Origin of the sequence: Stenotrophomonas sp. 610A2 (assembly GCF_030549615.1) — a bacterium.
Lineage (GTDB): Bacteria > Pseudomonadota > Gammaproteobacteria > Xanthomonadales > Xanthomonadaceae > Stenotrophomonas > Stenotrophomonas pigmentata.
This window is the reverse complement of record NZ_CP130832.1, coordinates 4,568,037-4,580,911: the sequence shown is the minus strand read 5'-3', so window position 1 is coordinate 4,580,911 and position 12,875 is coordinate 4,568,037. Positions and strand designations below refer to the sequence as shown.

At 64.2% G+C, this 12,875-nt stretch carries 8 protein-coding genes; 3 read left to right on the top strand and 5 right to left on the bottom strand.

The window, feature by feature from the left end; genetic code table 11:
• Nucleotides 1-43 precede the first annotated feature (43 nt).
• The 3 genes from Q5Z11_RS20290 to Q5Z11_RS20280 all read left to right on the top strand — a co-directional run bounded on the left by Q5Z11_RS20290 (nt 44) and on the right by Q5Z11_RS20280 (nt 4,431).
• Nucleotides 44-949 carry a LysR family transcriptional regulator gene (locus Q5Z11_RS20290; protein WP_303748069.1) on the top strand — a complete coding sequence of 302 codons (906 nt, stop codon included), beginning with the start codon at nt 44-46 and terminating at the stop codon, nt 947-949.
• Between the two features lie 85 nt (nt 950-1,034).
• A complete protein-coding gene (locus tag Q5Z11_RS20285; protein ID WP_303748068.1) occupies nt 1,035-2,207 on the top strand; it encodes an OmpA family protein in 1,173 nt (390 codons plus the stop codon).
• A gap of 304 nt (nt 2,208-2,511) precedes the next feature.
• Entirely contained in the window at nt 2,512-4,431 is a 1,920-nt protein-coding gene (locus tag Q5Z11_RS20280) for a M61 family metallopeptidase (protein WP_450097589.1), read from the top strand.
• A 237-nt stretch (nt 4,432-4,668) separates the two neighbouring features.
• Here the strand turns inward: Q5Z11_RS20280 and Q5Z11_RS20275 are convergent, their stop codons facing one another.
• From Q5Z11_RS20275 to Q5Z11_RS20255, 5 genes are all read right to left on the bottom strand, one after another.
• A complete protein-coding gene (locus Q5Z11_RS20275) occupies nt 4,669-6,615 on the bottom strand; it encodes an N-acetylmuramoyl-L-alanine amidase (RefSeq protein ID WP_303748067.1) in 1,947 nt (648 codons plus the stop codon).
• Nucleotides 6,616-6,932: 317 nt separating this feature from the next.
• Nucleotides 6,933-8,663, bottom strand: a complete 1,731-nt coding sequence (locus Q5Z11_RS20270; RefSeq protein ID WP_303748066.1) for a carboxypeptidase regulatory-like domain-containing protein — start codon at nt 8,661-8,663, stop codon at nt 6,933-6,935.
• On the bottom strand, nt 8,660-10,816 hold the full coding sequence (locus tag Q5Z11_RS20265; RefSeq protein WP_303748065.1) for a hypothetical protein: 2,157 nt from the start codon (nt 10,814-10,816) through the stop codon (nt 8,660-8,662). Before Q5Z11_RS20265 ends, Q5Z11_RS20270 begins: the two co-directional genes overlap by 4 nt.
• Nucleotides 10,813-11,961 carry a BatA domain-containing protein gene (locus Q5Z11_RS20260; RefSeq protein ID WP_303748064.1) on the bottom strand — a complete coding sequence of 383 codons (1,149 nt, stop codon included), beginning with the start codon at nt 11,959-11,961 and terminating at the stop codon, nt 10,813-10,815. Before Q5Z11_RS20260 ends, Q5Z11_RS20265 begins: the two co-directional genes overlap by 4 nt.
• A complete protein-coding gene (locus tag Q5Z11_RS20255) occupies nt 11,958-12,860 on the bottom strand; it encodes a DUF58 domain-containing protein (protein WP_303748063.1) in 903 nt (300 codons plus the stop codon). The genes Q5Z11_RS20260 and Q5Z11_RS20255 overlap by 4 nt, the downstream gene beginning before the upstream one ends.
• Between the last annotated feature and the right edge of the window lie 15 nt (nt 12,861-12,875).

The following is a 12,875-nucleotide window of genomic DNA, read 5'->3' as shown; positions in this document are numbered from 1 at the left end:
AAAAGTGGTCTGATAGTCCTATTTGGTGAACACTGGAGCCGCGATGCAGGACCTGAACGACCTCTACTACTTTGCCAAGGTGGTCGAGCACGGCGGCTTTGCCCCGGCCGGGCGCGCGCTGGGCGAGCCCAAATCCAAGTTGAGCCGGCGTATAGCGCTGCTGGAAGAGCGGCTGGGCGTACGCCTGATCCAGCGTTCCACCCGCCACTTTTCGGTCACCGAGGTCGGCCAGACCTTCTACGCGCACTGCCGGGCGATGCTGGTGGAGGCCGAGGCTGCGGCCGAATCCATTGAACTGACCCGTTCGCAGCCGCGCGGTGTGGTGCGGGTCAGCTGCCCGACCATGCTGCTGGATTTCCGGGTGGCGGCGATGGTGGCCGAGTTCATGGCGCACTGCCCGGATGTGGAAGTGCACCTGGATGCCACCAACCGCCGCGTCGACGTCATCGCCGAAGGCGTGGATGTCGCCATCCGCGTGCGCCCGCCACCGTTGGAGGACAGCGAGCTGGTGCTGAAGGTATTGGGCGAACGTACCCAGTGCCTGGTGGCGGCCCCTTCATTGCTGCAGACGCATGGGCATTCGCATGGACCCGCGGATCTGCACCTGCTGCCCAGCGTCGCGCTTGGTGTGCCGCAGGGCGAACACGTCTGGCGCCTGATCGGCCCCGATGGCGCGACCGCCGAAGTACCGCATCAGCCGCGCCTGATCACCCGCGGCATGACAGCGTTGCGGGCGGCGGCATTGGCCGGTGTTGGGGTGGCGCAGCTGCCGACGATGATCGTGCGTGAAGCCCTGGAGGCCGGGGAACTGGTCAATGTCGCGCCGGACTGGGCACCGCCAAAGGAAATCATCCATGCGGTGTTTCCTTCCAGGCGAGGCTTGCTGCCGTCGGTGCGTTTGTTCATCGATCACCTTGCAAGCTCGTTCGCTGCCTTGGATGAGTGCTGATAGACACGCACTCGTCCAACGCGGTCACGGAAATTGAACGGCGCCTTGGCAACAATGCCTGCTCCCGCACAAATGGAGTTGCTGCATGCGTGTTGCTGTCCTGTCACTGGCTTGTCTCAGCGTTCTTGTCGCCGCCTGCGGGCGCGACGCACCTGCCGATCAAACGCCTGCTGCCGCGCCTGCAGCGGCCCCTGCAGCAACGCAGTCCAGCGCGGAAGTGCTGACTGCAGGCAGCATTGAATTTCCGGTGATACCGACCATCGTGGTGCCCAGCATCATCGGCAGCGGCCCGGCGCAGAAGCGTCTTGAGCAGTCGATGCAGTCGTTGATCGATCCGCTTTCAGGCATCACGGTACGCCCTGCAAACTGCGCCACCGATGGTGGGCTGGTCAATGAAAGCGGCTTCACCAATGTCGATGCGCAAGGCAATCTGGAACGCGTCGGCGGCCATGGCGTGTTCAACATCGGTGCCGATGGCAGTGGCCAGGCGGTGACCGGCGATGGCGTGGTGGAGGTGAAGCCGGATGGCAGCGGCAGCGTGGTCAACGAGGCCGGCACCTTCGAGGTGAATGCCGATGGCTCCGGCACCTTTGTGGGTGCGCACGGCACCATCGAACTGGACGGCAAGGGTGCCGGCAGTTGGGTAGGTGGCTTCGGCAGCATCGAGAACCATGGCGACGGTTCGGGCAGCTGGGTTGGCAGCGATGGCAACATCGAGATCAACGCTGACGGTTCAGGCAAATGGATCGGCGGCCCTGAAGGCATCGTCGAGAACCGCGGCGACGGCACCGGCACCATCGGCGCGGTCCCGCGTGAAGTGAAGATGGCACCGCTGCCGCCATTGCCGCCGGCCGGCAAATTCCCGCTGCTGGACAAGTTCAAGCCATCGGGCGCGCCATGTGGCTATGTGATCACCCTCAACGACAAGGTGCTGTTCGATTTCGACAAGGACGTGATTCGTCCTGATGCAGGCAAGGTGTTGGATGTGCTGGCGACGGCGCTGGGCAAGGTGCCATCCAGCGCGATGGAGATCCGCGGCCATACCGACTCCAAGGGCAGCGACGACTACAACCAGGATCTTTCCGAGCGCCGTGCCCAGGCCGTGCTGGCCGCATTGCGCGAGCGCGGCAGTGCCACCGACGCGGCAGCACATGGCTATGGTGAATCGCAGCCGGTTGCGCCCAATGAGGTGGATGGCAAGGACAACCCGGGCGGCAGGCAGTTGAATCGTCGCGTGGAGATATTCGTTCGCACGTAAGCCCGCGCTTTGTTTGTAGGAGCGGCGTAAGCCGCGAAGCCAGGAATCCCACCGAAGCAGCAGACAGCCAGATCCAACCCGGCCGAATAGCAATAGCCACGAATGCCCAGCTTGCAGGCATTCGTGGCTTCGCGGTTTACGCCGCTCCTAAAAAGCCGGGCAATCTGGTGATCATTGGTTGGTGCATGAGGCCCCTGCCGAGCATGGCTCGGCACTACCGATGATCTGCAGATGACCATCGGCCCGTGTCATGCCGGTCGGGCTTGTCGCATCATGGTCTTCTCAGACATACGAGAGGTTGCTGATGCATGTGTTCCGTCCTGCAGTGCTGGGGTTGGCCCTGATGGCCGCCATGGGCTTGGCCAACGCGGCGCCGGAGGTGCCGGACGTGGACGCACGCGGCGTCAAAATCAGCGAGGCGGCATACCCGGGCACCATCCGGCTTGAGGTCGATGCGACCGATCTGGGCCAGCGCGTGTTCAAGGTGCGGCAGACAGTGCCGGTGCAGCCGGGCCTGCAGCGTTTCCACTACCCGGCCTGGTTGCCGGGCAATCACTCGCCCAGTGGCCAGATCGAGAAGCTGGCCGGGTTGATCATCAACGGCAACGGTCAGCGCCTGGAGTGGGTACGCGATCCGCTCGATGTCTATACCTTCAACGTGCAGGTGCCCGAGGGCGTCACCGAACTGCGCATGGACTTCCAGTTCCTCAGTCCCACCGACTCGGCCCAGGGCCGCACGGTGATGACACCAAACATGCTCAACCTGCAATGGAACGCGATGCTGCTGTATCCGGCCGGTCACGCCGCGCATGCCATCACCTACCAGGCCAGTGCGCGCTACCCGCAGGGCTGGGAGGCGGCCAGTGCGCTGACGGTAGCCAGTCGCAATGGCGACACCGTCACCTATGCGCCGACCAACCTGGAAATCCTGGTCGACTCGCCGGTGTTCGCCGGCCGCTACCATCGCACGTTCGATCTGGCGCCGGCCGGCACCCGCCCGGTGCGTTTGAACGTGTTTGCCGACCGCGCAAAGGACCTTGAAGCCAAGCCCGAGCACATCGAGCAGCACCGCGCGCTGGTGACGCAGGCGCGCAAGCTGTTCGGCGCCGAGCATTACGATCACTACGACTTCCTGTTCGCGGTGACCAACCAGCTCGGTGGCATTGGTCTTGAACACCAGCGCTCCAGCGAGAACAGCGAGGACCGCGATTACTTCAGTGGCTGGGATGCCAAGGTCGGCAGCAGCGATCTGCTCGGCCATGAATACACCCACTCCTGGGACGGCAAGTACCGCCGCCCGGCTGACCTGGCCACCTTGAACTACAACGTGCCGATGCAGGGCAGCCTGCTGTGGGTGTACGAAGGACAGACCCAGTACTGGGGCAATGTGCTGACCGCGCGCGCTGGCATCCGTCCGCAGGACGCCTCGCGCGAAGCCTTGGCGATCGTGGCGGCGACCTACGCCGATAACCGCGCCGGTCTGGAATGGCGTTCACTTGGTGATACCACCAATGATCCGGTGATCGCGCGGCGCAAGCCCAAGCCCTATCGCGGCTACCAGATGAGCGAGGATTACTACCAGGGCGGGCAGATGCTGTGGCTGGAAGCCGACGTGCGCCTGCGCACGCTCAGCGGTGGCAAGCGCAGCCTGGACGATTTCGCCAAGGCTTTCTTCGGCCAGAACGATGGCCAATGGGAACGTCCCGACACCTACACCTATGACGATGTCGCCGCGACCCTGGAACAAGTGCAGCCGACTGGTGACTGGTCGCAGTTCCTGCGTGATCGCCTGGAGCGCAGGACCGGGCTTGTTGGTGGCATTGAAGCGGCGGGTTGGAAGCTGGTCTACAAGGACAAGCCCAGCGCCTACTTCAAGTCGACGATGAAGGGCCGTGGCGCCAATTTCATCTACTCGTTGGGTGTCTCCTTGAGCCCGGCCGGTTACGTCAATGAAGTGCGTTGGGACAGCGCTGCGTTCAATGCAGGTGTTGGCACCGGCATGCAGGTGTTGGCAGTGAACGACCTGCAATACAGTGCCGACGAGTTGGAGGAAGCGGTACGTGCGGCCAAGGACAGCAAGCAACCGGTACGACTGCTGGTAAAGGAAATGGACGTGTACCGCACGCTGAGCATCGATTACCACGGTGGCCTGCGCTACCCGACGCTGGAGCGGATCGAAGGCAGCACGGATTACCTAACGCCGATCTTCACCGCCCGCAAGTAAACGGGGAACTGTAGTGCCGAGCCATGCTCGGCAGGGGCGTTACCAGCAAGATCAAAAGCTTCCCCTCATCCCAACCCTTCTCCCGCACGCGGGAGAAGGGCTAAAGCTAAAGCCAAAGCCAAAGCCAAAGCAGTTCCTGTAGTGCCGAGCCATGCTCGGCAGGGGCCTTACCAGCAGGATCAAAAGCCCCCTCATCCCAACCCGAGAAGGGCTAGAACAGCAGCACCCAGGCAATGATCAATTCGCTACCTGCACATCATCGATATACACATTGAGGTCATACGCGGTATTGGCGTGATACAACCAGATCGCATCCAGCGTGACACTGCTGCCGGTGATCGCGCCGTTACCGTTCACCCACGCGTTCCACTGCGCCGCATCGTTCAAGGCCCACGATACATAGGTCCAGGTGTTGGCTGCGACAGCCTTGCTGGTTGATATCTCGGTGCCATCGCTGTCATCGATGCCAATGCCAACCGTGGTTCCGGTGCCGCCACTCCACACCCAGAAGCCAACAACCCCATTGGCACGTGTCAATGCGGTGTTGCTGGCAGGTGCACCGCTACCCGACAACAAGCGCACTGCCCAATCGGCAGTGCTCGCGGTGTTGTCCTTCAGCAACACGCGCAGCGAGCAGCTTCCATTCTTCTGCGTGGTGCAATCACGTGCAGCCGTGGATGCGGTGCTGATACCGGTGGTGCTTCCCGAATAGCTGGGGCTGGTATCGAAATGGTCAACACTGCTCTCGAAGCGATCCAGATAGGTAATCGTTCCGGTACCGCCGCCGCTGCCTGGATTCAGCAGGCCGTAGTACTTTGACCAGTTCCAGTTGATGCCGGGGTCGGTGTGCGTCTGCCCGCTGTAGTGCTGGTGGCCCTTGATCTTGACGCTGGTGGGCAACACGTTGATGCCGCTGCTGGACGCGCCACTGTAGGCGCTGGTACAGCTGATCGCGCTATAGGTTGCGCAGAAGTGGCGTACCAATGCTGCTGAAGCGTCGTACATCGCATTGGTATACCAGGAGCTGTTGTCGACATAGCCTTCGTGCTCGATGCCGAGGGTGTAGCTGTTCTGGCTGCCGACGTGCCAGGCGGTGTCGGCATTGCGGACCATCTGCGTTACCTGGCCATCGGAAGAGCGGATCACATAGTGAGCGCTGACCTGGGCGGAAGCATTCTTGAACCAGGAGATGGTGCCGGCATAACTGCCTTGCGTGGTGTGGATGGTCACCGCGCTGATCGCCGCGGAACGCGACGCTGCGTAGTTGGAGGATGAGGCGGCGCTCCAGATCGCGGGGCCGTAGTCGGTGCTCTGGATGCTGGCATCCAGTGACGGCATAGCCGTGCTGGCGCTGATAGCCGTGCTGCGGTCCTGCAGGGTTTCGCTGATGGGATCGATTCGGAACGTATCGGTTTCAACGTGATCCTTGCTGATGTCCAATCGCACCATTGGCGCGCGCAAGGTCACCAGCTGCGGTGCATCGAAGGCCTGCTCCCAAGCGATCGCGCGCTCCGGAACGACGATGCCGCGATCATTGACGCCGCGGTCCTGTGCCAGCAGCACATCGTAGGCGAAGCTGGTGCGGGCGTAGTCATCGACGGCGCTGCGTGCAGCCAGGTTGCTGCCGCGAGGTGCGTAGCCGGCGTAACGCATCAGCGCGGGGCGGATCGCTTCAGCTGTCGGTGCGCTGCCAGTGCCGGCACCGGGATGATCCTGGCGGATCTGCGCATCAAGCAAGGCAGCGGCAGCGAGAATATTGGTGGCCGCGTCGCTGCGTACGGCAGCTGTGGATACGCCAAGCAGCTTTGCTGCGTCGCCAACCTGATCCTCGAAGCCGCCACCGGCATACAAACCCATCACGCCCCATGCGGGTGGCATGCGCAGATGCGCTTCATCCTGGTCGGGCGCATCGGGTTGCAGCGGCGACCAGCGGCTCTGCACAAACGCCAACGACTCCAGCGTGCCGCGCGGGATACTGGGGTAGCGTCGATAGGCTTGCTGGAAGTAGCGCAGATACATCGCCCGCAAGGGCAGCATACGTGCTTCTTCCATCTTCAACTGCATGTCCAGCACCTGTTCGTTGTTGGCAACAGGTGCCTTGATCGTGGTTTGGGCAAGTGCGGGAACAACCACGGCACTGGTGATGACGGCAGACAGCAGCACGGCGGTATGACGGTGCATCATCGGTAGGACCCCCAAAGCTTGGAACCCCCTGCGGTTGTGGTTCTACCGCAGCGGGCCCGCTCGCGGGTGAAGGGGAAGATCAATCAGTGATGGGGTTCAAGGTGTTGCTGGATTGGTTGCACGTAGGTGTGGCCGCAATCCAATGCGAAAGGCACCCCTCCCCAACCCTCCCCTTGCCTTCGGCAAAGGGAGGGGGCAGATCATGCGCCCCGACGCACTATCTGCTGCTGACTTGCCTTCCCCCGCATGCGGGGGAAGGTGCCTGAAGGGCGGAAGGGGGCGCTGTTGATGTTGCTCTTTCCAAGCCATCAATTACTTCAGTCTTGCGGTGCCGCTCCACCCGTTCGCCTGCGCTCCAGCCACCAAAGCAAGGAGGCGATCAGCACGAACCCCAGCAACCAGGGCCAACGCGGCCCCGGGATCGGCAGTGGGGTTGTACGCACTGCACTGCCGCTCAATGCAAACGTCGCATCGCGCATCTGTTGTGCATGCAATGCGACTGCTTTCTCCGGATCCAGCAGCAGCATGCTCTGTTGCTGTTCGCCTGCTTCAACGCGGTGCCATCCGGCCACCTGTGGCCAAGCTGCAACACAGTTGCCAGCGGAAGGATCGGGCAGTAGTTCGGTACGACTGCCATCCTCGGCGACCATCTGCGCGGGAGTGGTCAGTCCGCAAAGGCCGACGCGTTCGCCACTCCAGGCCCACGCAGGCAATTGCAGGGTTGGTGAGCCAGGAAGTGACCGGGCCACGCTCGCCAAGGCGGCGTTCCATAGCTCGGCGTGGACGTCAGCATGGCCAGCCAGCACCAGCGCATAGCTGTCGGTGATCGGCAGCACGCCAACCCGACCCAGCCCGAGCGCACGCCAGCCGCCTATCGCAGTGCCATCTACGCCACGCAACAAAGGCACAACGTCAGTGCCGTCGAACTCCAGATTGAAGCGCTCGACTGCGAGGGGGGCCTTGCTCTGCTCCGCGTCGCTCACAGTGCGCAGAGTGACCGGCCGGGTCTGGTCACCACCGCGGGTTTCCAGTCCCCATTCGTGCAAAGCGCGGCGCGCATTTGCATCCAGGGCGCCGCTGGTGCGGACCAGTACGCCCAATCCGCCGCGTACGGCTTCGGTGATTGCTGCCCGTTGCGTGGATGACAGGCCTGCAAGACGGCGCTCATCGAGCAGCAGCAGGTCCATGCGGGCGAGACTGGCAGCATCGAGAGAGGCCGGCGCATCGCCCATCTGCAAGCCGCCACCGATCAACATGCTGGTCTGCAGCTTTGCGCCGATATCGCTGCCCCAACGCTGCAGGTACTTCAGTTCAGGACCAGGTGCACCGGCGAGCACGCGGATGCTTGGCGCAGTGCTTGCGCGTACACGCACGGGTACCGGAAGTTGGTCCAGTATCTTGCCGCCGGCATCCAACACGCGCAGCGTAAAGACCACGTCGCCGGGCTCGCGGGCGCTGGCACGCAGGTTCGTACGGCCTGCTGCGTCAACAGCACTGATATCGACACGATGAGCGGCAGGGTCCAGCAGTTCGACGCGGGCATCAGACAGGCCCTGCACGCGGCTGTGCACGGTAAAGGCCGCACCCGGCGCGAGCAACGGCGGCGCCTGCAACTCCACCAGCCCCCGTGGTGCAGGGCCGGGCAGGAAACGCAGCGGCGGCAGCGCGATATCACGATCACGTGCAGGCAGGCCTTGGCCGACGATCACCAGCTCGCGCGTGCCGGGATGCTGGCGCAATGCGGTTGCAAGATCCGGCGCCGCTGCTGCTGACAGCAAGGTCGTCGCTTCGGGCAGGCGCACATAGGCCGCCGCGGGCACGGCAGCCAGGTCAGCGGCACCAGCCCCTGCCGTGGCTACAACCAGCGTTCCAGCGTGTCCGGGACGCGATGGTGGCTGCAATGTGAAATAGAGCAACATCCCGGCTGCAAGCTGCAGCAACAAAAACGCGGCAAGACGCGGTGCGGAAGGTCGTGGCGATAGCGCGAAGCGCAGACTGCCCAACACCACGGCCAATGCAATCAACGCAAGCGGGAGCCAAGCCATCATCGTGCTGGCTCCTGCGGTGCCGAGAGTGCTTCAAGGTAGCGGCGGCCGCTGGCGTCCGCGGCAGCGCGGCGCGCGGGAGGTCCCTCAGCACGTCGCAGTGCCGGCCACAGTTGTGCACGCAGTGCGTTGCGGCATGTGCGGCAATCGGGCTGCTGGCGAAGCGCGTCTATCGCGGCAACGACGTCCAGTGCATCCGGTACGGCATTGGGGTTTGCGTCCAGCCAGCGCGACAAGGCATCAAGATCGACGCTCTCGTCGCTGGATGCCAATGCATGCCATGCGCTCGCAACGACAGCATCACCTGCAGGACGCGCTGCCAGTTGCACGCTGCGATTGCCAAGCCCATCGCGCTTGCCGGTCATGCGGCGCGCCATGTCGATAGGCGGCAGCTCGCTGCCCACGCGGGCCAGATAGACGCGCTCGGCCTGCTGTACCTGCTTGATGAAGGCCAGCGCCTTGTAAGCGTAAGGCAGCGCCTGGTCCGGATGGCCCTGGCGCAGGTGGCCCTCGGACTGCCACATCTGGTCGAGCGCGGACTTGAGGATGGCGCGGGTCTGCGGATCGAGCAGGGTGGCGGCTTCGGCGTGGTCGTGGGTATGTCCGTACTCGGACAGCACGTCGGTGGCGCTGCCGAACACCGGTGTGCTTTCAGCTGTGCCGCCGTGGTCGTGGCCGTGTCCATCATCTTCGGCATGATCGGCGTGATCCGCATGCCCTTCGCTGCTTGCGGCGTCACCTGTGGGCAGGTCGCCGGTCGGCGGTGCCTTCGCACCACCTTCGGCTTCTTCGCCGAGGAACTGACCATAGCGCAGGCGCAGGATGCGTTGGTCCACGCCGATCGCATCGGAGCGCTTGATGAAGGTATCGGCATCAAGGCTGCCGCGTTGCTTGAGCAGGGCTTCGGCGTCGATGATGATCTGCCGCTGGCTGCGGAAATAGGCCGGCATCACCTTCTTGATCGCGCCTTCCAGATCGCTGGCCTGCACCTGTTGTTCGCTGGGCAGGCGCAGGATCAGGCTGGCGCTGCGCGCTTCCTGCGGCTGCGGGCTGCGGTTGTCGCGTACGGTCAGGCGGGCGACTACTTCGTCACCCGGCTCAAGGCCTAGTGCAGCCAAGTCAGCGTTGTAGGCAAAGCGTCGCGCCGTCGCCGGGCCGCTGCCACTCAGCGTCAGTTGGCGTTGCTGGAAGCTGATGTTTTCGCCGCTGCCTTTTGCCGTGGTGATATCCAGCGTCGCGGCGCTGTTGACGCCGAAGTCGTCACTGGCTTCAAAGCGCAGCTGCCACATGCGCTGACGCGGCGCTGCCTGGTTGAGTGTCTGCGCTGGCTCGATGACCTTGACCTGCGGCGGGCGGTCCACCACCACATCGAGGCGATAGGCGCGTCCAGCAGCTGCCATCGCCGGTTCGGTCTGGATGCGGTACAGGCCTGCACGCTGCAGCACCTCGCTAGCGCGCCAGTAATCGCCATCGCGCTGCAATGCTACCCGGCGGCCGTCGTGGAACTGCAGCCACACTTGCTGCGGCTGTGGTGCGAACTGCAGGCGCCATTGCAGACGGCTGCCTTGCAGGGCGCGTGCATCGAGCTTGTCGCCGGCCGTTGCTGCCTGGCCGCTGTAGGCCGGGGGCGTGATCTGCAGCCAGCTGCCGCGCAATGCAGGTGTGCAGTCCGTCGCGGCAGTTTCGGTGGCGCTTCCACCAGCGACAACTGGAGCGGTGGCTGTAGCGCGCGGCCACAGCAGCGCAGCACCCGCGATCAGCGCGGCAGCCAACAGGCACAACAACAGTCGCCGCCAGGGCCAGGCAGGACGCAGGTCCGGCGGATTGCTTTGCAGGCGCTGTTCGACATGGCGGCGCTGGCGTTGCTGCAGCGGGTTGAGCGTGGGGGCGGTGGCGAACAGCAGGTCAGCACTGTCCTCGAAACGCGGGTGATCGTTCAGACGCGCGACCAGCCAGCGCGGATCCAGGCGGCGTGCACGCCAAACCGCGACGCCAACAGCAACCAGCAAGGCCGCCGTGGTGGTGATGTAACCGGCGTCGAAGCCGAACATGCGCGTTGCCAGCACGCCGACAGCCAGTGCCAGCGGCAGGCCGGCGGACAAGGCAATCAGCAGCGTGCGTCGCCGTGCAGCGCGCAGAAGAGAGGGCGCGCTCATGCCTGGCCCCGGCGACGCGGTGCGCTGGCCAGCCAGCGCTCAAGCAGGAACAGCAGGGCAATCGCCAACAGCAGCCAATGGTTCAGCTCGGTTGCGGGCTGAGGGTACGGGGCAGCGCCGGTCTCCGGTTGCATCGTTGCTGCGAGCGCGCGCCGTGGCGTCGGCGCAGCCTGCAGCACACCGCGCAGGTCGTTCGGGAAATTCGCGTCAAGCAGCGTCGGCAAGCTTGCCGGCTGCAATGGTGTTGCGAAACGCAGCCACTGGCCTTGCGCCGTGCCAATCTGTTCGATTACCAGCACACCGTTGGCATCACGCCATAGTGGTGTGCGCTGTGCGTCGGTGGGCACCGGTGTGCGTGCATCCACCAGCAGGCGGCCGCCGCGCTGCAGCCATGTGCCGGTATCGGCGGGTAGTGGCTTGGCCGACAGCCAGACGCGCAGCTTGTCGTCATTTCCGAATGCGACGGTGTCGTCTGCCGTCTCTGGCTTTGGTCCACGCCACGCGCTGGCGACCGCATTGAGATAGCGCAAGCCTTGCTTGCCAACTTCGTCGTGGCGGATCTGCAGTTCCGGCGCGGCAATGACGGCTGGTTTGTTGGCAGCTGCGCTCTGCTCAAGTACCTGCCAGCGCACCACACGCGAGAGCTGTGGCCGTTGTGGGTCCAGCCCATCGACTATCGACGGGACAACCACGGTGAGCGTGGCATCGGCAGGTAGCGATGCGTCCAGCTCACGCAACAGGCTGGATACTGGCTGTGGACCTTGCGGCGCTGCGGTCTTGTCGATTTTCGGGAAGCCCGACGCCAACCATAGCCACTGTGCATCGGCATTACCCACGGCGCGTTGGGCGGCGGCAAGATCAACACCGGGTAACACCGCGACGCGCGGCTGGGTATCAGGCACCCCCGTCAGTGCTGGCCGTGCCAACAGGACGGCGAGCAAGGCCAGCAGCAGCAAGCGCAGTACCAGAAGCGGCCATTCGTCGAAGCGGATGCGGCGGCGCGGACGCGGCCTGGCTGATAGCCAGCGCAGCGCGGCGAAATCGATGATGCGTTGCTCGCTGCGGCGGGCGAGGTGGATCAGCAGCGGCAGCAACAGTGCTGCCAATGCAAGGAAGCCAGCTGGGAACAACCACAGCAGGCTCATGCACCGCTCCCGGCACGGCGCCCGAACAGGCGCTGCAACGGCGCGTCGATGGCTTCATCGAGATAGGCGGTGTCATGGCGGATGCCGGCGGCCTGCAGCCGTGCGTCCAGCATGTGCTGTGCTTCCTTGAAACGGGCGAGGTATTCGGCGCGCACCGTTGCGCCATCGCTCAGCAGCTCATCGCCGGTTTCCGGATCACGAAAACGATGGCCATCGCGGAACGGAAAATCACGCTCTTCCACCGTCAGAAGCTGCAGATGGGTGACGTCGCGGCCGGCCTTGGCCAGGCGCTCGGCCAGTTCAACACCTGCGGCATCAAAGCCATCGCCGATCATCACCACCAGATCATTGCTGGCGATGCGCTCCCATAAGGGCGACAGCTTCTGCTGTGGTGGCCATTGTCCTGCAGCCTTCAACCCATGCAGCTGCAGGTGCAGCCGATCACGCTGGCGCAGGCCGTTGCCGGCCGGCAGCAACTGCACGGCATCACCACCAAGTGCGATCAGGCCGAAGGCATCACCCTGCTGCATCGCCAGCTCGACAAGGCAGGCGACCAATGCCTTGGCCGCGTCCAGGCGCTGCCAGTCGGGCCGTGCCTGATCGGCCTGTGCCATTGAGGCGCTGGCATCGAGCAGCAGCCAGACGGTGATCGGACTTTCGCGCTCGGACTCGCGCACGAAGAAGCGGTCCGAGCGCGCATAAAGCTTCCAGTCGATCTGCCGCAGCTCATCGCCCGGCTCGTAGGCGCGGTATTGCGCGAATTCCAAACCGGCACCACGGCTGCGGCTGGCATGCGCGCCGATGCCACGGCTGCCGCTGGCCCGCTGCGGCCACAGCCGCAGGCTGCGCAGGCGACTGCGCACATCGGCGGGGATCAGCGGTGGCGCGGCGGCGGCCATGCGTCAGCGTTCGTA

Coding starts and splice junctions, on each gene's coding strand:
- Q5Z11_RS20270 (WP_303748066.1), bottom strand. CDS start 8,663: ATGATGGCTTGGCTCCCGCTTGCGTTGATTGCATTGGCCGTGGTGTTG.
- Q5Z11_RS20255 (WP_303748063.1), bottom strand. CDS start 12,860: ATGGCCGCCGCCGCGCCACCGCTGATCCCCGCCGATGTGCGCAGTCGC.
- Q5Z11_RS20285 (WP_303748068.1), top strand. CDS start 1,035: ATGCGTGTTGCTGTCCTGTCACTGGCTTGTCTCAGCGTTCTTGTCGCC.
- Q5Z11_RS20290 (WP_303748069.1), top strand. CDS start 44: ATGCAGGACCTGAACGACCTCTACTACTTTGCCAAGGTGGTCGAGCAC.
- Q5Z11_RS20275 (WP_303748067.1), bottom strand. CDS start 6,615: ATGATGCACCGTCATACCGCCGTGCTGCTGTCTGCCGTCATCACCAGT.
- Q5Z11_RS20260 (WP_303748064.1), bottom strand. CDS start 11,961: ATGAGCCTGCTGTGGTTGTTCCCAGCTGGCTTCCTTGCATTGGCAGCA.
- Q5Z11_RS20280 (WP_450097589.1), top strand. CDS start 2,512: ATGCATGTGTTCCGTCCTGCAGTGCTGGGGTTGGCCCTGATGGCCGCC.
- Q5Z11_RS20265 (WP_303748065.1), bottom strand. CDS start 10,816: ATGAGCGCGCCCTCTCTTCTGCGCGCTGCACGGCGACGCACGCTGCTG.